Source organism: Patescibacteria group bacterium (genome assembly GCA_041664365.1).
Lineage (GTDB): Bacteria > Patescibacteriota > Patescibacteriia > UM-FILTER-42-10 > UM-FILTER-42-10 > JAHJEX01.
In genome coordinates this window covers 16,130-37,868 of the sequence record JBAYKW010000001.1, presented here as the reverse complement: position 1 = coordinate 37,868, position 21,739 = coordinate 16,130, and the positions used below count along the sequence as shown (strand labels likewise).

Annotated in this window: 21 protein-coding genes; 1 reads left to right on the top strand and 20 read right to left on the bottom strand. The window is 42.6% G+C overall.

Annotated features, from left to right (window positions below):
• From secE to WCW66_00080, 18 genes are all read right to left on the bottom strand, one after another.
• Positions 1–195 (bottom strand): preprotein translocase subunit SecE, encoded by a 195-nt coding sequence (secE, locus tag WCW66_00165; protein MFA6391151.1) that lies wholly within the window; start codon positions 193–195, stop codon positions 1–3.
• A gap of 108 nt (positions 196–303) precedes the next feature.
• Positions 304–2,379 carry a DNA topoisomerase (ATP-hydrolyzing) subunit B gene (gene gyrB, locus WCW66_00160; GenBank protein MFA6391150.1) on the bottom strand — a complete coding sequence of 692 codons (2,076 nt, stop codon included), beginning with the start codon at positions 2,377–2,379 and terminating at the stop codon, positions 304–306.
• A gap of 26 nt (positions 2,380–2,405) precedes the next feature.
• The gene (gene pheT, locus WCW66_00155; GenBank protein ID MFA6391149.1) at positions 2,406–4,793 is read right to left on the bottom strand and encodes a phenylalanine--tRNA ligase subunit beta; all 2,388 of its coding nucleotides are present in this window, start codon (positions 4,791–4,793) and stop codon (positions 2,406–2,408) included.
• 83 nt (positions 4,794–4,876) lie between these two features.
• A complete protein-coding gene (locus WCW66_00150) occupies positions 4,877–5,236 on the bottom strand; it encodes a four helix bundle protein (GenBank protein ID MFA6391148.1) in 360 nt (119 codons plus the stop codon).
• Between the two features lie 82 nt (positions 5,237–5,318).
• Entirely contained in the window at positions 5,319–6,359 is a 1,041-nt protein-coding gene (gene pheS / locus WCW66_00145) for a phenylalanine--tRNA ligase subunit alpha (protein MFA6391147.1), read from the bottom strand.
• Between the two features lie 6 nt (positions 6,360–6,365).
• The gene (locus WCW66_00140; protein ID MFA6391146.1) at positions 6,366–6,770 is read right to left on the bottom strand and encodes a hypothetical protein; all 405 of its coding nucleotides are present in this window, start codon (positions 6,768–6,770) and stop codon (positions 6,366–6,368) included.
• Positions 6,771–6,958: 188 nt separating this feature from the next.
• Entirely contained in the window at positions 6,959–7,408 is a 450-nt protein-coding gene (locus WCW66_00135; GenBank protein MFA6391145.1) for a hypothetical protein, read from the bottom strand.
• Positions 7,409–7,616: 208 nt separating this feature from the next.
• Positions 7,617–8,660 (bottom strand): vWA domain-containing protein, encoded by a 1,044-nt coding sequence (locus WCW66_00130; GenBank protein MFA6391144.1) that lies wholly within the window; start codon positions 8,658–8,660, stop codon positions 7,617–7,619.
• A 1-nt stretch (position 8,661) separates the two neighbouring features.
• Positions 8,662–9,174, bottom strand: a complete 513-nt coding sequence (locus WCW66_00125; protein ID MFA6391143.1) for a hypothetical protein — start codon at positions 9,172–9,174, stop codon at positions 8,662–8,664.
• Positions 9,174–9,665, bottom strand: a complete 492-nt coding sequence (locus WCW66_00120; GenBank protein MFA6391142.1) for a hypothetical protein — start codon at positions 9,663–9,665, stop codon at positions 9,174–9,176. Before WCW66_00120 ends, WCW66_00125 begins: the two co-directional genes overlap by 1 nt.
• Positions 9,662–10,102 carry a type II secretion system protein gene (locus WCW66_00115; GenBank protein MFA6391141.1) on the bottom strand — a complete coding sequence of 147 codons (441 nt, stop codon included), beginning with the start codon at positions 10,100–10,102 and terminating at the stop codon, positions 9,662–9,664. Before WCW66_00115 ends, WCW66_00120 begins: the two co-directional genes overlap by 4 nt.
• The gene (locus WCW66_00110) at positions 10,099–11,307 is read right to left on the bottom strand and encodes a type II secretion system F family protein (GenBank protein MFA6391140.1); all 1,209 of its coding nucleotides are present in this window, start codon (positions 11,305–11,307) and stop codon (positions 10,099–10,101) included. Before WCW66_00110 ends, WCW66_00115 begins: the two co-directional genes overlap by 4 nt.
• Positions 11,308–11,315: 8 nt before the next feature.
• Complete coding sequence (locus tag WCW66_00105) at positions 11,316–12,983, bottom strand: GspE/PulE family protein (protein ID MFA6391139.1); 1,668 nt, start codon at positions 12,981–12,983, stop codon at positions 11,316–11,318.
• Between the two features lie 214 nt (positions 12,984–13,197).
• Positions 13,198–13,572, bottom strand: a complete 375-nt coding sequence (locus WCW66_00100; protein ID MFA6391138.1) for a hypothetical protein — start codon at positions 13,570–13,572, stop codon at positions 13,198–13,200.
• A gap of 221 nt (positions 13,573–13,793) precedes the next feature.
• On the bottom strand, positions 13,794–14,231 hold the full coding sequence (locus WCW66_00095; GenBank protein ID MFA6391137.1) for a hypothetical protein: 438 nt from the start codon (positions 14,229–14,231) through the stop codon (positions 13,794–13,796).
• A gap of 192 nt (positions 14,232–14,423) precedes the next feature.
• On the bottom strand, positions 14,424–15,647 hold the full coding sequence (locus tag WCW66_00090; protein ID MFA6391136.1) for an ABC transporter permease: 1,224 nt from the start codon (positions 15,645–15,647) through the stop codon (positions 14,424–14,426).
• A complete protein-coding gene (locus WCW66_00085; GenBank protein ID MFA6391135.1) occupies positions 15,644–16,543 on the bottom strand; it encodes an ATP-binding cassette domain-containing protein in 900 nt (299 codons plus the stop codon). The genes WCW66_00090 and WCW66_00085 overlap by 4 nt, the downstream gene beginning before the upstream one ends.
• A gap of 3 nt (positions 16,544–16,546) precedes the next feature.
• The gene (locus tag WCW66_00080) at positions 16,547–16,795 is read right to left on the bottom strand and encodes a DUF4342 domain-containing protein (protein ID MFA6391134.1); all 249 of its coding nucleotides are present in this window, start codon (positions 16,793–16,795) and stop codon (positions 16,547–16,549) included.
• Between the two features lie 137 nt (positions 16,796–16,932).
• On the opposite strand from WCW66_00080, the gene WCW66_00075 reads away from it, so the two are divergent.
• A complete protein-coding gene (locus WCW66_00075; protein MFA6391133.1) occupies positions 16,933–17,418 on the top strand; it encodes a hypothetical protein in 486 nt (161 codons plus the stop codon).
• A 151-nt stretch (positions 17,419–17,569) separates the two neighbouring features.
• Here the strand turns inward: WCW66_00075 and WCW66_00070 are convergent, their stop codons facing one another.
• Both WCW66_00070 and WCW66_00065 read right to left on the bottom strand, forming a co-directional pair.
• A complete protein-coding gene (locus WCW66_00070) occupies positions 17,570–18,220 on the bottom strand; it encodes a hypothetical protein (protein MFA6391132.1) in 651 nt (216 codons plus the stop codon).
• Between the two features lie 179 nt (positions 18,221–18,399).
• On the bottom strand, positions 18,400–21,591 hold the full coding sequence (locus tag WCW66_00065; protein ID MFA6391131.1) for a M4 family metallopeptidase: 3,192 nt from the start codon (positions 21,589–21,591) through the stop codon (positions 18,400–18,402).
• Positions 21,592–21,739: the final 148 nt, after the last annotated feature.

Sequence of the window (21,739 nt, the reverse complement as noted above, 5' to 3'; positions counted from 1 at the left end):
TTATTTTATTAATTGCTCAAGACCCATATTCATAAGAAAATCGGCCAGTCCTAAAAACAAGGCTACTGACACACTGACACCAATTACGATCAAAGTGTGCTTAATCGCCTCCTTGCGGCTGGGCCAGGTTACTTTCCTAAGTTCGTCTTTCGATTCTTTGAAATATCGAAATATTTTGTTGTTGGTTATAGGCATTTTTTGGTCTTTAAAAAGCCCTTGTCGGGCTCTGATTTTTCTGTATTTAAATCATACCCGAAATCGAAATAATTTGCAAGTGCTTCGCTTAAAATTTGTGAAATTGCGCTAAATATCCAGATTTTTGACCGCTTTTGCGTGCGTATGGATAAACCGCTTGCGTGGCGCTACGTCCGCACCCATCAGAACATCAAATATTTCATTTGCTGCTTCCGCGTCATCAATCTTTACCTGCATCAGCATTCTGGTCGCCGGATTCATGGTTGTATCCCAAAGCATCTGTGGGCTCATTTCTCCTAAACCCTTATACCTTTGAATGGTGATACCGGAAATACTTTCTCCCACGCCCACTTCTGCCGGATTTTCATCTGTTTCCACAACTTCCACATTTACCGGTTTCTTTTTTTCTTCCGCTTTAGCTTTGATTACCGATTGCATGGAGACAATTGCTTTTTCTTTTTCCGCATCCGTATAAACAAAGCGGACATCTTTTCCTTTTTGCAGACGGTATAAAGGAGGCTGTGCGATATACAGAAATCCCTGCTCGATGATATTCGGCAGATAGCGGTAAAAGATTGTGAGAAGCAGTGTTCTGATATGCGCGCCGTCCACGTCAGCATCGGTCATGATTACAACTTTGTGATAACGGATCTTGGCGATATCAAACTGTTCACCAATATTGGTGCCCAGCGCCAGAATTAATGATTTGATTTCGTTATTAGCCAGCATTTTATCGAGACGCGCTCTCTCCACGTTCAGAATCTTTCCGCGCAATGGAAGGATGGCTTGAATGTTGCGGTCTCTTCCCTGTTTGGCGGAACCACCGGCAGAATCTCCCTCGACAATGAACACTTCCGAGTCAGCCGGATTGCGTGACGCACAATCGGACAGTTTTCCCGGCAACGTAATGCCGTCGAGCGCCCCTTTTCTGATAACAGAATCACGGGCCGCTCTGGCCGCGACTCTGGCTTGCGCAGCCAGCAAGGTCTTTCCGATTATCTCACGGGCATCACGGGGATTTTCTTCCAAAAAGTTCTGCAGTGTTTCAGAAAAAACAGTTTCCACGGCCGGTCGCACTTCAGCATTACCCAGTTTCGCTTTGGTCTGACCTTCAAACTGCGGATTCGGTACTTTCACGCTGATTACCGCCGTCAGTCCTTCCCGCACATCATCGCCTGACAGGTTGTCATCATTCTCCTTTAGGAATCCCTGTTTCCTAGCATAGTTATTCAGTGCTCTCGTTAATGCAGTTCGAAAACCGACGAGATGCATACCGCCTTCAACCGTATGAATATTATTCGCAAAAGAAAATACATTTTCCGTAAAATCGTCATTATACTGGAAAGCAACCTCAACATTGATACCGTCCTCTTCTTTTTCCACGTAAAAAATATTTTCCTGCTTGGCAGCTTTATTAGTATTCAGCTGTTTAACATAGGAAGCGATACCTCCCTCAAAATAAAAGGTATGGCTTTTTAAATTATTTTTATCTCGATGATCATCGACTTTCAGGCGGACACCTTTTGTCAGATATGCCTGCTGTCTGATGTGGTCCAATACCGTTTTCCAGTTGAATTCCAAGACGGTAAATATTTCCGGATCCGGTTTAAAGATAACTTTTGTCCCGGTCCCCACCGCTTTGCCGATTGGTTTTACCTTAGCGACGGCTTTTCCTCTTTTATATTCCTGCATCCATAACTTACCGTCTCTTTTTATTTCCGCACGGAGATATTCCGACAATGCGTTTACAACCGAAACACCGACTCCGTGCAAACCACCGGAAACTTTATATCCGCCTTCGCCGAATTTACCGCCGGCATGCAGTGTGGTCATGACTGTTTCCAGCGCGGATTTTTTTGTCACACTGTGTCTTTCCACCGGGATACCACGTCCATTGTCATATACTGATACCATTCCGTCCGGCAGGAGTTTTACTTCAATCAGATTGGCATTACCGCCCATCGCCTCGTCAATTCCGTTGTCCACCACTTCCCAAATCAAATGGTGTAATCCGGCTTCGGCGGTGTTGCCGATGTACATTCCGGGACGTTTTCTGACCGGCGCCAATCCTTCCAAAACAGTAATCTGTTTGGCGGTATATTCCGGCTTGCCGTCCGAAACCTTTTTAGACGGCTTTGGTACTGCGGTTTTTTTCGCTGGTTTAGTTACTTTCTTTTTTGCCATAAATTTGTTCTGCCTTTCTTCAAGTGTTATTCTGCTCGAACCTGAGCATTAAATTTTATTTCTAATGATTTAATTATTTGATTATGAAATTTTTGCGCTTCTGCAAGTGCTAATGTCCGGTCATTGGCACGGTAATCCAGATGGAGCGCCATACTTTTCTTTCCTTCGCCGATTTGCTTGCCGATATAAACATCAAACAGTTCTACCCGCGCGAGCAATGTTCCGCCGGCTTGCCAGGCTACCTTCTCAATCTCCTTGTACAAAATTTTCTGATCAATTATAAAAGCTACATCCAGCATTACACTGGGGTATTTTGGTAATACATTAAATATTTTTAAATTTGTCAGATAATCCAGAAACACAACCATAAAGTAAACCGGCCGGTCCAGATCAAAATTTTTGGCAACTGCTCCGGATAGTTGTGACATTGTCGCAATTACTTTGCCGTTATGACTGAATTTTAATGATTTATTTGTATTATATGCATCCCAATACGGGCAATCACCTGCTCCGGATTTTTCGAGCAGTTCACTTTCATATTTTACATTCTGCTCTTCGAAAAGTTGTTCCAAAAACCCCTTCAGTTCAAAGAAATCTTTTCCATCTTTTGATTGACCACAGACAACCGCGGTTAATAACGGCGCTTCGTGAGTCTCGCCACCGGTCCTTGGAAAATATACATTGGACAGTTCAAACAGTTTCAGGTTTTCTGTATGTTTCAGATTTTCGTGGACATTATTTAAAAGACTCGACAGCAGTTCCGTCCGCATATATTGCTGATTCGAGGCCAGCGGATTGGCGATTTCAATATGATCCATGGTCTTCAACCCGAGTTTCTTTATATTTTCACCGCTGGTGAAGGAATAATTATAGACTTCTGTAAATCCTTTTCCTTTAAGATATGTTTTAATCTTTCTGATCCGGGACAGATATTTCGGCTCCTTCGGCGGTTCCAGATCACCGGTCGGGACGGATTCACCCAGCTTGTTATACCCGTAGATTCTTGATATTTCTTCAATAATATCCTCCGGAATTTTCAGATCCGGGCGGAATGTTGGTGCTAATACATCCAGTGAATTTTTTCCTCGTTTGGTTACTTCAGCGCCCAGTGAATTTAATATGGAAATAATTTCTTTGACCGGAATTTTAATTCCTAAAATGTTTTCAATCCGGTCAGTACCGACTGTAATTTTTGCCGGTTCAATCTGCCATTTTCCTGTATCAATAACCTGCTCCAGTACTGCATCCGGCAACATTTCTTTCAAAAGCGTATATGTATAAGTTAAATGCGCTAGCGTTTGATTCGGGTCAACCATTTTTTCATAACGGCCAACCGCATCAGTCCTGTGCCCCAGCTTGCGCGAAGTACGACGGATAGAAATTGGATCGAAGGTTGCTGCCTGTAAAACAATGGTCGTAGTCTTATCGCCGATTTCGCTGTTCGCACCGCCCATGATTCCGGCTAGGTCGATTATTCTCTCTCCATCTTCAATAATCAACATACCCGGTTCAAGGTTCCAAATTTTACCGTCCAATGTTTTTATCTGCTCGCCTTTTTTTGCCGGGCGAACTGTCATCGTATTCCCTTTAATTTTATCATAATCAAATGCATGCAAAGGCTGACCGCGATCCAGCATGATGTAGTTTGTTAAATCCACAATATTATTGATCGACCGCACTCCGACTGACTCCAAGCGCTTCCGCATCCAATCCGGTGATGGTCCGATTTTTATTCCGCTGATTACCAGCGCTGAATAACGCGGGCATAATTTAACATCACTTACTTCCACATTTACAGTTTTGTTCTTTTTTGCAGTCTCTTTAATATCGTATAATTCCTTTTTGAGTTTCAATCCCGTAATCGCCGCAATCTCACGGGCAACACCGAAGTGCCCCATCAGATCCGGCCGGTTTGCCAGTACATCCAAATCTAATACAACGTCATCCAATCCCAGTTCTTTGACTACATCAGTTCCAAGGTTTGCGTTGTCTCTTAAAAATAAAATTTCATGATCACCCTTTTTCGGCAATCCCAATTCCTCAGCCGAGCAGATCATCCCGCAGGATTCCACGCCCCGGATATTCGCTTTTTTCAGCTCCATGCCGCTCGGTAATTTCGCACCCACCATCGCGAACGGCACTTTCCTGCCGACAGATTCCGGTTCGATATTAACTCCCCCGCAGACCACTTCAAATTTTTCACTGCCGTTATCAACTGTGACCAAGTTAAGTTTGTCGGCGTTGGGATGTTTTTTGATAGCTAAAATTTCTGCGACTACCACTTTAGAAATATTGCCACCCGCTTTTTCGATCGTGTTCACTTCAACCGAACGGATCGTCAAATCATCTGCCAGTTTTTCTGGAGTTGTCCGGATCGCGACATATTCTTTTAACCAATTAAGGGAAACTTTCATATTATTAGTAGGTAGAATGTTGAACGTTGTTGGTGGTTATTGGATAAGTTTTGTAGGTAGGATTTTAACAATTGAAGGTTATTTCATTCTTTAGATAAATACTTTTTGAAAGCTCCCAGTCCTGCACCTAGTTTTTCTATAGAACCTTTAAGCTCATTAAATTTATTTGAATTCAAATACTTCAATTCACGCGCAATAAATAACAGGCTCTCGACCTCATTGAGCGAACCTAAAGAAATATTAATAAATCTGCTAAAATCCGGCTTAGAAGCTCTACCCGCACCTTCCGCAATATTAGAAGCAACCGAAACTGACGCTCTTCTAATCTGAGAAGTTAGACCATACAATTCTTCCTTAGGAAAATCTTGAGTTATCAAATAAATATCCTTGTTAAGTACAATACTACTTTTCCAGACATCTAAGTTTTCATAATTTTTCGCCATAATCTATATTATAATAGTTTTAATAGCTACCTACCCCCCACCGACTCTCGACCCACCACATACTACTTACTACCTACCAATATCAAAATTGTTTTAAAAATCTGATATCATTTTCAAACAAAGCGCGGATGTCAGCAATTTTGTGTTTAATCATCAAAGGTCTTTCAATGCCAAAGCCGAATGCAAACCCCTGGTACTTTTTCGGATCGTAATTAGCTGCTTTCAAAACATTCGGATGGATCATCCCGCAACCGCCCATCTCGAGCCAGCCGGTATTTTTACAGGTCGGACATCCTTTGCCGTCACAGATGGTGCAGGAGATATCAAATTCCGCCCCCGGTTCAACAAACGGAAAATAAGAAATTCTGAAACGGACCTTAATATCTTTTTCCAAAATCTCCCTCATGGCATAATGGAGCGTTCCTTTCAGATCGGAAAAAGTAATATCGGTATCGACTGCAACACCGTCGAATTGGTGGAACATCGGTGTGTGGGAAATATCTTCATCACGGCGATAGCATTTGCCGGTGACAATCACACGTAGTGGTGGTTTGTTTTTTTCCATCGTTCTGACCTGCGATGCGGAAGAAGTATGGGTTCTTAACAGCAATTCGCCATATTTATCGAGAGGCGCTTTTTTTTCATGCTTTATATAAAAAGTATCCTGCATATCACGTGCCGGATGGTCCGCCGGTACATTCAAAGCCTGGAAATTGTAATAATCATTTTCTATTTCCGGCCCTTCGACAATATCAAAATTCATGGAACGGAAAACGTCCCATATTTTTTCCAGCATCTGGGTGATCGGATGAAGATGTCCTTCCTGCATCCTGACGCCAGGCAAAGTGGGATCGAAAAAATCCGTATCTTTTTCCGAATTTACGGAAAATTTTGTTTCCGCTGTTTTCAGCGCGTCAGCTAATTCATTTTTGATTTCATTGGCCAGTTTGCCGATTACCGGTTTCATTTCGTCCGAAATATCTTTTATTTCCCTCAGTACCTTAGTAATTTTTCCTTTTCTGCCCAAATATTCGATCTCCAGATTTTTTAATCCTTCGGAGTCGTTAATTTTCTGGATTTCTTCCAGCGCTTTTTGTTTCAGTTGTTCCAGTGTTTTTTTCATAAAATATTATTCTTGATGCTGTTCATGTTGAGTTAATGGATTTTCCCTGCCTAAAAAGAAGAATTCCAGCAGCCCTAACCCCAAAATCAGCAAGATCGCGTTCCACCAGGTAAAAAGATTGTTGGCTTGGAGCATTAAGGAAACCATAATCAGGGAAGAGAATAATACTGACTGTCGCAATGAAACCCCGATATGCCTGAATAATACTGATCTTTTAACAAATACGGCCCGTACAATGAAACCAAATAAGGCAAATGTACCCATTAACGCCAAAAAAAGCATGATATAAAAGGAAAAAAGGCCGACAAATCCGGAGCTGAACGGGTCAATATTCAGAATAACCAATACAAAAGCCCCCCACGAAATGAGGGTCCCGAATCCCATAATTAACAGGTATCTTCTTAGAGGCATATGACACTAAAGAATCTTATCTCATCGTAGTTTTTTGAAGAGATTTCCACTTAGATTGTAACAGATTTTACCAGTTTCAGCAAACATTATTTAGAGGCAAAAAACCACATTTTTCCAAAGAAAAAAGGCTCCGAACATCCAAGATATGAATGGGAACCTTTCGGGGAACGAGGCAAAGGAAAGAGCTGCTAATAAATGCCGGCGGGGATGGACCTGGGTTCGGGCTCCGTGCAGAGGTACTGGGGGCGGAGGTGCAGAATACGAGTCATGCCTCCTTCGCCTTCGCTGATCACGGTGGTCACCGTCGCCGAAGCCGACTGGGTTGAGTCTGCGGGGCAGATCTCCACCAGCTGCTTGGCTACCACGAGGGCGGCCAAGTGATTGTAACTCGAAACCGGCAGTTTGTCGGATCTGACGATTACCATGTACGCTTCGTTCAAGTGCGTGTCCTTGCGCAGGATGAAAGGCTGGAACGATTCCAGCCGGTAATCCACTCCTTCGGCGAGGTCGGTCAGCGCCAGCACGGGGATGCTGGTCATCGCCCGCAGAGCGAACACCTGGTTCGTCCTGTAGACGCTGACGCCGATCACGGTTGCGAGGATAGCGAGACCAAGGACGATGATTATGGCCGTCTTCATACTTCTCCCACCTTTACACTTCCGTGTGCGAAACACCCTCACGCGCAAGGGCATTTCAGTGAAAACCTGATCCACGCGTGACCGAGGATGGTATCATATCAGAGAAGGATTGTCAACCCCATTAGAAACAATGTTTCTAATGGGGTCAATACCTAATCAAAGCAGGCGCGACATCGATGTCGCGCCTGCACACTCAAAAAATATTAAACTATTCCTCTATCCAGCCGTCTTGGCTGATGTTGTAGGAAAGAATGATGTTGGCAATTTGGTTATAAATACCTTCTAAATCTTCCGGCGAAGGCGCGTAGAAATACATAGTAGGGTCTGTAGCTATATCATTTCTTAAAAAATCTTCATTGACACTACTACCCAGTCCAATGGCAAATATTAGTATACCGTTGCTGTCGGCAATATTTGCCTGATCCAATGCAAACTGTTCGGCGTATGTCTCATTATTTGGTCGGTTAGTAACCCCGTCTGTCAGCATAATTTCCACCTTTATATCTGTACCTGGTGCATATGTGACAATATTACTTGTTGCCAGAGCAATCGCATCACCGATATTAGTATAACCGCCGTCCGGGTCCGGAACCGTATCTACAGCAACTCGAGCAGCTGATAAATCAGCAGAAGCGATAAAATCACATCCGGCAACATCGTCATAATGCACTACGCCGATTTTGTCGTAAGCGGGATCCATTTCATTGATAAAAGACTTTGCCGCTTCTCTGGCAAATATCATCGGCTGAGGACCCCACACACCGCCGTTATTCGTACAGTCTGTCGGATTATATAAACCCGCGACTGTGCATCCGTTGCCGTCATCGTCCATACTGCCTGAGCGGTCTATGATATGATAGATCGTTGTATCGTTTCGTACAGTTGATGCGCCAGCGTCGGCATAATAACTGGCAACCGTTCTGACACTTTCAGAAAATGTTCCGGTACCAACCAGTTTGCCCGAAGCTACACCGGCATTATGCTGGGGAATTACTTCGCATTCTACTCCATTAATATTAATTGTTGTACCGGCATAATTTTCATCTGTGCGTAATTGCAGATATCCTTCTTCAATGCAGGTTTGTGCCGAGTAAAATGCTTTTTCTGTCGCAATCGCATTACGGGTAATGACTTTTTCCCTGGTAGCGGTAACATTATTAGAAAAGACAAAAAGAAACATTACTATCATTGTAAAGAAGACCATTAAAATGGTTATGCTTCCTTGCTGATTCTTTACAACATTATTTTTCATGTTATTGCTGTCTGAAAGACACAGTAGAATTAATATCCGACTTCCCTTCTCCTTTTTCTACATTCAGATTAATTCGAAGTGAAGAAGAAACTTTTTTAAAAGAAACTAGTGATACATTCACATCTTCATCGGTCAAAAGTTTCATACCGGAAGGATCAGGAATCGTGTTAATATCCTGCCCATAATACATTTTTCCGCCATTCAGCTCATATACCGTAATTACATTGTCTGGAATACCCGGATTTGTATAGTAATAGGAATAAATCACCGCTTTTGTCCCGCTTGCTTGAACATCAACACTATAAGCGTTGCGCAAAGAGTAAGTCATCTTTTCAATCACCTGTCTGGCATTATGTTGAGCCATCTGCTGATCATTAGTCATAACTCGCTGCTCGGTACTGTTCACCAGAAACATCGTCAGCATCAGAGTAACCACGCTGGATATACCTAAATACACCATCAACTCCATTAATGTTGTACCGTTTTGATTTAATTTAAATAATTTATTCTTCATTATTGCCCCCTCCAGTTAGTAACATAACTGGTAAATTCAATATTTCTTGTGCTATCTCTTTCCTGCCAGGACACTTTTACATCAAGTCTTCTCGCTTGAGCATCTTCGGTTCCCATATCACTCAAATTACCTGAAATGTCCCGATAAGCATTGCCGATATGGACTGTCCGGTAATACTTGCCGTCAAGTTCCTGTTCAGGGTGTGTCGGATCGCTTGGCACGACTATTTGAAATTCACTACCGACCTCTTCAATATGATAAAACCCCTCAGAAAAACCGCTGATTTTATTCCAATCGGACTGTTTTATGGCAAATATTTGCTCCATTGATTCTTTTGCATAGGCTGTTGCTTCCACCTCCTGCTTTGATGCGATAACTAACTGGTGATTAACTCCGATTAGATTACCGATCGCCAAAGAAAAAACCGCTGCCAGGCTGATGCTCAGCAGCACTTCAATCAACAAACTTCCTTTTTGGTCTTTCCAGTTCATAAAGATGATATTTTAACAGTTCCTGGCACTCTGACTTCAATGCGCGAACTATTAGCACCATCAAGACGGATGAATAAATCCAAATCCTGACTCGGGATACCGGTTAGTTTATCAAAAATAATGTCATCGCTTGCAGAACACGTAAATCTTTCCGGGAAGCTGTATGTTTCAGATATTGATTCCGGATTAATTGCCATTAAATCAACTGAGTTGCCGTTACATCGAACCGCCCATGCGCGACCTGTTTCCGCCGACTGTGATCGCGCTTGAGCATCTCGGATAATCTGGGCGACTTTTTCCGCTTCCGTTACAGCCTGCGCTCCTGTTTTTCCCTTTGATAATGAAATTACAGCCACACCGGCAATCAGGCTGATCGCGATAATAACAATCAATACTTCAATTACAGTAAACCCGGGTTGTTTTTTTAGTTTGTTCATAATATGTTTGCAAAGTTCCAGAGCGGATACATTACTGCCAAGGCCAGTCCGCCGACCAGCACGCCGGTGATTAAGAGCATTACCGGTTCAATTAACGTTGAAAGATTATCGCTCCAATTCTGAATATCATCATCATAATATTTTGCCGAATGCTGAAGCATATCATCCAGATAACCGGTCTTTTCACCGGTTGAAACCATCTTCTGAAATAACGGTAAAAACAGATCCGGCTCGCCTTTAAAGATATCGGAAAGTGAAACACCGCGTCTGACAAAAACTTCACCTGACCGGACAGCATCACGATAGACAACATTGCTTGCGGCATTACTGGCTAATATCAGGCTTTGATCAATTGAAACGCCGGACTTGGTTAACATATGTAGAGATCTGGAAATCATTGCTAAATTTAATTTTCTAACAACCATTCCAACCATCGGCAAACGAAGTGTCATACGATGGATTGATTTTTTGAATTTCTCGGAATACGTAATACCAAGCCGAAAAGAAATTATCAATAACGCAATTCCGACTGCCAGAAGCAAACCGTAGCTTACGATAAAGTTACTGATCGCAATCAATGCGCGGGTGAATAATGGCAGTTCCGCAGAAACATCATCATAGATTGCTGCAATCCTCGGGATTACCACCACCATCATCACAGCCACGATTGCAATCATTGTTACAAAAATAAGAGCCGGATATACCAAAGAATTTCTGATCTTCCTGAGTAATTTATAATCACTCTCTTGCTGAGTAGTCAGAAATTGCAGAACATCAACTAGTTTTCCTCCGTGTTCGCCGATTCTGATCATGGCAATTGAAACTGGGGAAAAAACATTTTTGTATTTTTCCAGTGCGGATGAAAGTGTTTTTCCCGAATTAACAGCCTTTTCAAGATCCGCAATAATTATTTTCATGTTCGGATTGGAGTTCTGTTCCCGGGATGATGCCAGCGCGTCCGGTAAATTAAGTCCCGCTTTCATCATAGTCATCAGACTGCGCATGAAAAGAATACGGTCAATCCTGGAAATATACCGGAACATACTCTGAAAAATTGCATTTCTATTTTTTATCTTTACTAAAGTAACAACTGAATTGCCTTCATTGGACAGTTGTTTTGAGACTCTTTTCTTGGTCCAACCCCGTGCTAATCCACGGTGGATGGTGTTTTCCAGATCAATAAATGTATATTCAAAATTGCTCATGTTTGTAATTATTTAGTAACCCTTATTACCTCTTCTAAGGTAGTTTGTTTATTAAGTACTTTGATTATTCCATCTTCATACATCGATTTCATATTTTTTGCTATGGCAGCTGCTTCTATTGATGAAGAATGTGCCCGATTAATAATCAGATCATGGATATCTTCATCGACATTTAAAACTTCGAAAATTCCGGTTCGGCCTGAATATCCGGTATTTAAACACTCAGGGCACCCTTGTCCTTTTGCAGCGATTGGTTTTTCTGTGGCAGAGTATTTTTCTACCAGTTCTTTAGGAATTGAATCGACAACAAATTCCGTTTTACAGGATGCGCATATATTACGCACCAAACGCTGGCCGATAATTGCTTTCAAGGTGGAAGCTATTAAATACGGCTCCACACCCATATCCAAAAGTCTCGGGATTGCGGCGGCGGCGCTGTTGGTATGTAAAGATGTTAATACTAAATGACCGGTCATCGCGGCATTAATGGCAATGGTCGCAGTTTCTTTGTCCCGAATTTCTCCGATCATAATAATATCCGGATCCTGGCGCAAAATTGAACGCAGACCGCTCGCAAAATTCAAATCTACATGCGGATTTACCTGAATCTGGTTCGCTCCGGTCAGATGGTATTCTATCGGATCTTCAATTGTTGAAATATTAACCTGCTGATTATTAATCTCTTTAATCAATGAATACAAAGTTGTTGTTTTACCCGAGCCGGTCGGGCCGGTAATTAGAACCATTCCATTGGTAAACCCAAGAATTTTTTTCAAATTTTCCCGATTGTTTTTTTCCAGGCCCAAAGTATTGAGCGAAAGGTTCTCGTTATCCGTATCTAAAAATCTTAAGGATGCTTTCTGGCCGTGCAGAGTCGGGATGATAGAAAGACGGACCGCCACTTTATATCCCGATTCGTCAAAACTGAATCTCCCGTCCTGTGGACGCATATGTTCGTCAATACGGATCTGAGATAATATTTTAGTACGCGCAATTATCGGAGCTAGCAGTTCTTTCGGCAGGGTGAAAAATTGGTGCAGCATGCCGTCCATGCGAAAACGCACAGCAACTGAATCTTCGCGCGGCTCAATATGCATGTCGCTTGCTTCGCTTTTTATACCGAAGATTATCATCTGGTTTAATAATGAAATGATCGGGGCTTCCTGTCCCATTGTTTCCGGCGTGTTATTTATCCGGCATGCCCTGACAATCAGTTCATCAATTGCTTTTTTACTTGATTCCGCGGAATTATTAAATGTTTCCTCCAGGTATTGTTTAATATCCCTCTGATTGGCCAGATACACCGCCACATCCTTTTTCAGCGACTTTTTTACATAAGTAATCAGTTCCGTATTTTCCGGTCGGGCCATTGCCACATAAATATATGCTTTATCTTCCTGGAAGGGCAGTACCAAATGTTCCAGACAAATTGAAGAAGGAAGTTTTTTAACCACTTCCGGATATATTTTTACCTGATTCAAATCAACTACCTGCAGTGAATGAGATTCCTGCAGTAATGAAATCAGCTTAGATGACGGGACCATGCCTTGCTCAATACAAAAATCCAAAACATTACCCATCTGGAGTTTTTCGTACTCCTTGAGTTTATGCGATGTTTCTTTGGATAAGATACCCTCTTTTCTCAGGGCATCGGTAACCTGTTTTGTCGCAATCATCTTATTACAAAATTATTTGGCTAAGATTAGAACATTTATTTGATAATATCTGTTTCAACCGTTTATTAATAGCAAAACATGCAATGATATACCTAATTTAATATTCTGTCAACCCCCGTCTTCCAAACCATAATTCTGATGCAAAAATTGAATATATTACAATAAAAAATCCCGCGAATACCAAGTGGGATATTGCGGGAGTTGCCTATGGCAACTAAAGTTTAAGATCAAATCGATCCACATCACGAACCATGGTATTGTTGACGTTCCGATAAAGGAAGATGGAGCGCACCTCCCAATCGGGGAAGACAGTCGCCAATTCCGGCAGTCGGGTCCTGGCTTGATCCACAGCACGATTCCAGACGGGCCTGACCTTCTCCCGACCAGCGTCCGTGAGTTGATCCAACTCTCCGTCGACATGATAGGAATCCGAAGGAAGCAGTTCGGGAAAGGCAACTTCTCCGATGGAAAAGTTAACCCTCGTGTCTCCCAGAAAACTCATGCCCTGGGGCAGAGCTTCAGGACGCAGTATCACTGCAACGAAAATCTTCTCCACGCTGGCTGAATGATGTCTGCCCTGTTGTTCCATTCTCCACTCCTCTCTCCACTCCTCGAATGTGCCTGGTCACAATTCAGATATCGAAATATACCTGACTGTGAATAAGTATCTTAACAGAAAATAATATTCCGTCAATCTGGCTAGATAATTTTCTCTAACGGGGTTAAGCACCCCAATTCATAAATAAAAAAATCCCGCAAATTCCAATGGGGATTTACGGGCGGCCGGTTAAGACCAAAAGAACGGACTGTCTACAGGTTTACGACAAGCGTTTCCGCCTGAATGAAGTGGATGGGAGCAAAGTCCCGGCGCATGCGTGCCAGTTCTTTTTCTGACCAGTTCGGTGCCACAACCTTGCCTTCACCATCCTCGGTGTCGGCCAGATGTGCCTGAGTAACTACCTCGAAGGCGCCATGAATGACTTGGTAGAGAACGCCAGTCACAATCACCTCGAATTCGTCGCGAATATTACTCGCGAGAGCAGCATTCAGCGACTTGAGGTTAATTGCTTCACCAGCGAAGAGGTACCTCGTACCTTCCTGGCAGCTGATATATACGCCGCCTTCATGTGTTGAAGCACCCGGCCGGATCGACATGAAGAGACTCCCCGTGTCATGATCATCACAGCGTTCCACCCAGAGGCGGAGTTTTTCCACGCGATCGACGGAAGCACTTGCCTGCTTACGCATGTACCAGTCCCCTTAGAGGCTTTGGTTCACATCCATGTGGCGAACTTTTCGTCCACCTGCGACAGTAATTGCCAATACTACCAGAATAAAATTTTTTGTCAACCCCCACACTCAAGTGTAGGGGTAGAAGTCAAGCCATGCGGGTAATACAAAAAAGACCGGCTGATTCGGCAGGTCTTTTATCGATATAATTTACTTCTTTTCCTTTTGCTTCTGTAAGAGAAATTTAAAGGATATTTTCTTATTTACTTCCAGCGATCCGACCTCAAACAATTTGAATGCAAAATAGAATCCAATCATAACGTATAACGATACAACTACGACTCCCATTATTGACTCCCAGGTGGTTAACGCACCGATTGAACTGCGGAAAATCAAAATCAGCGGGGCAGTAAATGGGGTAAAACTTACCGTCCTCGATAATACTCCTGATGGTTCCGCCAGCAAAAATGATGCGAAATAGACCGGGATTATTGAAAGGATAATAAAAACAGAGGAAAACTGCTGGGCATCACGGTATTTCGGCATTGCCGCACCTACTCCCACCATGATACTGGACAGAAATAGATATCCGCCGATCGTATAAAATATGGATAAAAGTACCTGTCCGAATGTTACATCGACGGCCGACCAGTCAATCGTGATCGGAAAAATATTTGTCGAAACAATTACGATCCCGGTCATCAGAGCTCCTAAGGCAAACAGTGAAGTCAAAGACACACCGGTAAGTCCGATCAGTTTCCCCCAGATTAGCTGGCGCGGTTTAACAATAGACAGTATTGTTTCAATCATCCGATTCTCTTTTTCTTCTGAGACACTGGATAACATAAATCCGGATGAGAACATGACCATCACAAAGTAAACCAATATGGAAATTATCGGAATAATGAATATTTCAAATCGCTGATCTACCACCACCCCGTCTTTGTATAAAGTTTTTTCCAGTTTTATTTCACTTGAGAATAATGCAATTCTTGCCGGATCCTGGATTTCCATTAAAATATTCTGCTTCAGTATTTCTTTTGCCACAATATTAAACCGGTCACGTGAAATGAGGCTAGTATCAATAGCATATATTTCAATCACTTTATCATTCAGTATATTCTCTGGATAGATAAACGCCGCATCTGCTTTTCCTTCCCTAACCTGCTCTTTAGCCTGGTCAATATCCGTAGCAACAAAATATGGGGGAACAATCGAATCTTTATTAACAATCCCTGACTGATCAATGATCAATACATTATCGATATTTTTTACTTCTTCCGCTATCTTTTTTTCAACCTGAGTTGCTGATGTTCCCGAAATGGCGACTAAGCCCAGATAGAGAATTGGAACAATTACAATCATAATCCAAAAAGATGGTTTCTGAACTATCTTCAAATATTCTTTTTTCGCAACTTTCAGGATTGTATTCATTGTTGTTTTGATACCATTACAAATATTTCTTCTAATGAAGGTGCCGCCACTTCAAATTTTGTAATTTTCAGTTCTGTCCCAGCTAAATATGATAGCGTGTCTTTCGGGGTGATTCCTTCTTTTAAAATCAAGGAGGCGGAATTAGTCGTGTCATTAGCGATGGAATAGAGTTGGTCGTTTTTCGGCAATATACCTCTGAACTGAACGTGTATCCGATCCTCGCCGAATTGCGCTTTTACTTCATCCACCGCTCCGTATAAAATCCGTTTGCCGTCCTGGATCATAAGGAGACGGTTGGCTATCTTTTCCACCTCTTCCATCTGATGAGTAATAAATATTATCGTACTTCCCTTTTCCTTCATATCCAAAAGCATATCCATGAGCAGAGTCCTGTTTACCGGATCTAGCCCTTTGGTCGGCTCGTCCAGTATCAATAAATCCGGCTGATTGATAATCGTAATCCCGAGCTGAATCTTTTGCTGCTGGCCGGATGACAGTTTTTTAACTTTTAATCTTGCCTTATCATGCAATCCGACTTTTTCCAGATATCCATAGGACCATTTTTTGGCATCGCTAGCTGACATTCCTTTCAGTTCGCCGAAATAGACCATGGTATCAATTACTCTTTCGGAAGTATATAATCCCCTTTCCTCCGGCAAATAGCCGACGTGACCGGACATGGACTGGTCATATTTTTTTCCATCAATCAGAAGCGATCCGGTATCCGGTTGTAGAATGTTTAAAAGACAGCGGATAGTTGTTGTTTTCCCCGATCCGTTGGCACCGAGCAAGGCGAAGACTTCTCCTTTTTGTACATCAAAAGAAAGATCAGTTACAACTTTATTGTCTCCGAAGGATTTAGAAAAATTCTTAACACTGATAATTGCTTCTGGCATACACTATTTTTTAATCACGACTATTGTGCATTTTGTCAGCAGAGCGGCTGCCGCACCAATAGCGGCTAAAACTGGCGCAATCAAAGCACCAACTACCCCTACTGTTACGGGAATCTCAATAATTGATTCGCCTTTTTCATTATTAATAATAATCCGACGGGCATTTCCCTCTTTGATCAATTCCTTCACTTTTTCCACAACTTTATCGCCGGAAATTACGAATTCTTCTTTTTTTTCTTGTTTTTCAGGCATATTATTACAATCAATTATTATTATAGAATTATATCACTCGTTGACAAACAAGACTAGTGGTGCTAGGTTTTATTACTGCAAACGCCGTGGAACCGATGTTTGCCAGACGGGAGAGTAACCGAACAAGAAAGGTTATTATGGACACCACGGTCACGACCACCGCTCAGGGAGCCAGTCAGTACGGGGACCTGCTGATCGCCATCTGTGTCTTGGGTTGGGTCGCCCTGCTCGCCGTCCCCGTCATCAGGGATTATCGCAAGCGCGAAAAGGAGACACTCAAGAGGGCGAAGCTACGTCATATCGTACCCTGTACCGAACAGGTACGAACACGCGACTACCCCGACACTGCGGAATCGGACCAACTCCTGTTCGCGGAAATCCGCGGAATCCTGGCTATGGCAAAGCCATTGAAGGAGATCCGACCGAACGACGTGCGGCAACGCCTCAATGCCAAAGGCTGGGGCGTCAGCGAAACACGGATCCTGCGCGCAATGCGCGATCTGATAGCCACGGACGACGGTATCGGATACCGGAAGACCAAAAGTCGCTCGCTGGCCATCTGGAGGATTCCGGAACAATCTGACGAACACTCGCCCGCTACCGCTCTTTCCTGCGAAGACTAACCATGTCTTCGTTTTTTTATCCCCACACCAATATGGTAGTTTAATTTACATTTTATAAATCTAACATAATTACAATTAAATATCCGTCCATTTTTATTAATAATATTGGTGTGGGGGTAAAATAAAAAAATCCGGACAGAAGCGGTTGCTTCTATTCGGACGTGAGCAGACTCTCGGCCTGCGAAAGATCATTGGGATATTCGACCCCTAGCGATTTCATCCGCGCACGGACCGTCTGGTGAATTGCCTTCATGGCTTTTGCGTCATGAAAGGCGTCGAACCCCGTTTGGTAATCCGTATCCGGAAAGGAGTTGAGGAGAAAGTCCTCAAAATCTGCACGCGGATTACCCGTCGGCTCAAATCCCAGGACGTCCGTGATCGGACCCCAGTAGTCGAACGCGATGCCGACTGGCAGTGGGCGCGATCCGTCCAGATTGGCAAACAGCCAGCGTTTGTCTTCCGGTGTCAGCTTGTCCTGGTAATAGTCCCTCAAACAGCACCAGGTGAAAAAGCTGGTCAGATTTTCCTTCTCGAACCGGGTCTTGGAATGCTGCTCATTACTCATCCAGGCGGAATTCTCTTCTTCGACAGTGCGGAAGTATTCCGCCACGATGGCGTAGAAGCGGTTGACCGCCGATATCCCTGACGGCGGAGTATTGAGTGGATCGTAGGAGACGGTATCCACCGCCGCCTGAGCCGTACTGATATCCGGCTTGTTGGTTGCCACATCATCACGGTTGATCATGCAGCATGCCATCAGCACCACGAGCACCAGCATGACGCCGGCATCCAGCAACTTCATTTCTGCCCTCCCTGGAACGACACAGACAATTGGAGCGCGGAAAAACTAAATTATCATACATATTAGTGCATGTCAAAGCGGTATCTTATTTACCGAAATTATTTATTCAAATACACAAAATATAGCAATCAAAGTGTTACGTTGCTTTCATGAAGAATTAATATATATTGTCCACAAAATTACCGGGCAAAATTGATTCCACCTTCAAAATCCTTGCCAAACCCCCAAAAGGAAGAGTGCAGTTTTTGTTTAGTTGATTCGACGTCCCATACTTTTACTTTCTGTTTACCACTATATGGTGCAGTGATCACTTCCGCTTTATTATCTCCATCAATATCAAGCACGGCAAGATTGACACCGCCGGTAAATTCCTTATCATATGCGCGGAATTTGTCATGCAGAACAAGTTTTCCATTGTTAAATTTATAGATAAAGACATAAGGTAATCCACCGGTTTTTATCGTAAGCATAATTTCATTTCTGCCGTCAGAATTAATGTCGCCGGTTGCAAGAGATGTAAGCCCGTTAAAAGACGCGGAGTATGCCCATACATCATCCAGATGCGTTAACCCCCCGTTTGCATATCCGTAGACCTGGATGTCATCGCCAAAATTTAGCGAAGGAGTGGCAATAATTTCATCTCTGCCATCACCGTCCAGATCGGCAGTGGTAGTTTTAATTCCCTGATATTCAGTGCGTTTACTATAGAGCTGTTTTGAAGCAAGTTTAACCAGTTTGTTGTTACGGTAAGCATAGATTTTTACCACCCGATCTTTTTTATCCTGATCCTGATACGGCGAAACAATAATTTCGTCAATATTATCGTCATTGACATCACCGGAACTTACAATCAGACCGCCCGGGACACTACTGCCAAAAACTTTAATCTCTTTCAGCAGTGTAAATTTTTTATTTGCGTAGCGGAAAACTTTTATTTTTGGCGTTCCCTTAGTGAGCGGGGAAACAATGATTTCTTTTTTCCCGTCGTTGTTCACATCGCCCGAAGTAAGACTGATTCCATCATTGAATTTACTGCCAAAAGGACTGAAAGAAGCAAGCGCTGCCCCGTTTTTTGTATAAGCCTTTACCTTACCTCCGAGTCCGGCTTCTGGCGCAACGACAATTTCATTAATTCCGTCACCATTAATATCGGCTTCAACACTTAATACCCCTCCTTTTCCTTTGTGTACAGCGAATGATTTAATTTTGTTGCCATGATGACCAACACGTTTGATGAAAGGTTCAGTATCAGATGCTTGTGAAAGTAACAGTCCAAGCGTAGGAGCACCGATTTTAATATTTTTATTACTAGACAAATCGCTTCCGGGTGTAAGGTCAGTTACCGTATTACCGTAAGCATCTGTTATCGAGCCAGAAATGCTTTTAACATTTAAATCGTTACTGTTATCACCGGCTTGAATGGTATAGTCACAACTGCCGAAAGCAGCGTTGCTAACTGAGAAAGTACAACTTCTGTCTGTAGCGCCCGTTTCCAAAGTTACAGTAATTTCACCACTTGAAGTAACCGCTTTAGAAAAAGTAACATCAATATCAATCACGGTACCGGCAATATAAGTACCGTCAGCTTTATCAGATGAAACTTGAGTAACACTTGGCGTCGCATCAATAACAGCACAACCCGGGTCAACAGCTGTCTGTCCACTGCAGTATCCACCCTGATTCATTTCCACCGCACGTAAAGCCTTAACTACTTGCCGGCAATCACTGCTCAAAGCTCCATAAAGATCCTGGCAGGAAGTGACTAGAGCATTATATGCATCATTAAAACCGGAACTGGTGGTGAGATATTGAGTAAGTGCGCGGTAATATATTGCTTCTTCCTTAGCCCGCCCGATACCATTAATCGTACAATTGTTGAAAGTACCACCCATAGCCATTAAATATGCGGCGTAATTCGGTACTGAGTTATTGATATGAACTCCCCCCTGGTCAGAATCACCACAATAAAAATAAGGACTGTTAAAACGATCGGGATATGACATACTCATCGGATCACTCATGCTGCGCAGGGCACCACCGGTCAAATCCTCGCCAATCAACCAATCACCAGATCCATCACTATAATTCTCAACAGCTTCACCAAAAACATCAGCATAAGACTCACTTAAAGCACCCGATTCGTCAGAATAAATCAAACCGGCAGGATTTCCATAACCATCTACTACAGAAAATTGAGTAACACCATGACCGTACTCATGAGCAACAATATCGGTAGTTACCCAGCCAGTACAGAAATTTATAGCGTAACCATCATAAAAAGCATTTGGACATGCTGGATACACCGGGTCTATATAAGCTAGGCCTTCAGTCCTTGTATATGGGACATAAGTTCCATCTCCCAGCCCGCCTAAATTATTTGCACCGTTAAGGCTAAATGTATTTAAAAAATAATTATGAGCATAACCTGTTATACTGTACAAATTATCCACATCGGTTAGACCATACCAGGGGTTGGTACCGCGGATCGGCTTTCCTTCGGAACGGCCTAATGTATAAGCGGAGACTGCATCATATGCATCTAAGTAACAAAAACCATCTCCGTAAGAACAGTCATAGATACGGCGACTAATGGCGTTCTTGATACCTGTAATTTGGTGAACGAGACTGCCGTCTCGGGTATCAATAAAATAAAATTCATGCAGACTGGGAGTTTTTTTATATAATTCTATTTGCCAAACTAAATAATTTTGATCTTCATTATTTTTGTTAAAAAGCGATTTATTAAAAACATACAGGTTTGTTTTCAGCACTTCCGGATTATCTGTATCGAATTGATTTTGCCAAATTTCTTTCGCTTTTGTTACAGCAACTTCACTGGAAATTACAGGAGTAACATCTAAAGATGTATTAGATATAGCCCTGCCGTTGGCCGAAGCAACCGTCAGATTACCATTCAAATGGACAATCACCTCTCCACCAAAGACCGGCACGCCGGCATAGCGCTGATTATATCGGATGTGTTTCATGCCCAATGCATCCGTTGTCTCTTTCATTACGGATAAATCTGACACCGGATCATTAATCCCAAACAACGCGCCGTATTCTTTCAAAAATAACCCGGCCATACTTGTTCCACCCACTGCATTACTACTTGCACCAGTAAGCGGTATTCCATTACCCTGGCTTTTTATAAAAGATAAATTGCCAGTATTCTGATCGATAGTGTATTGCAGATTATCTCCCAACTTGTTTTGCAGATCAGTTAATGTTTCCTTCCCGTCCTCATTTTGTAATTGAGCAATATTAGAATCCTCAGTTTGATTTGATTCAGCATAAGCATTATGAAATACACCCACTAAATAAATTACTGATATCGTTAATGTCAGAAAAAACGTTATAATTTTTTTCATGATGTACTATTTAGTCAACATAAACAAAAACAACCAAATCATATTGTCGGGTTGATTGCAGAAATGGATAATAAATCCACATGTTTATTTATTTAGTCACATATTAATATTGATATCATACCATAAGATTGACTTTGTGTCAAATAGG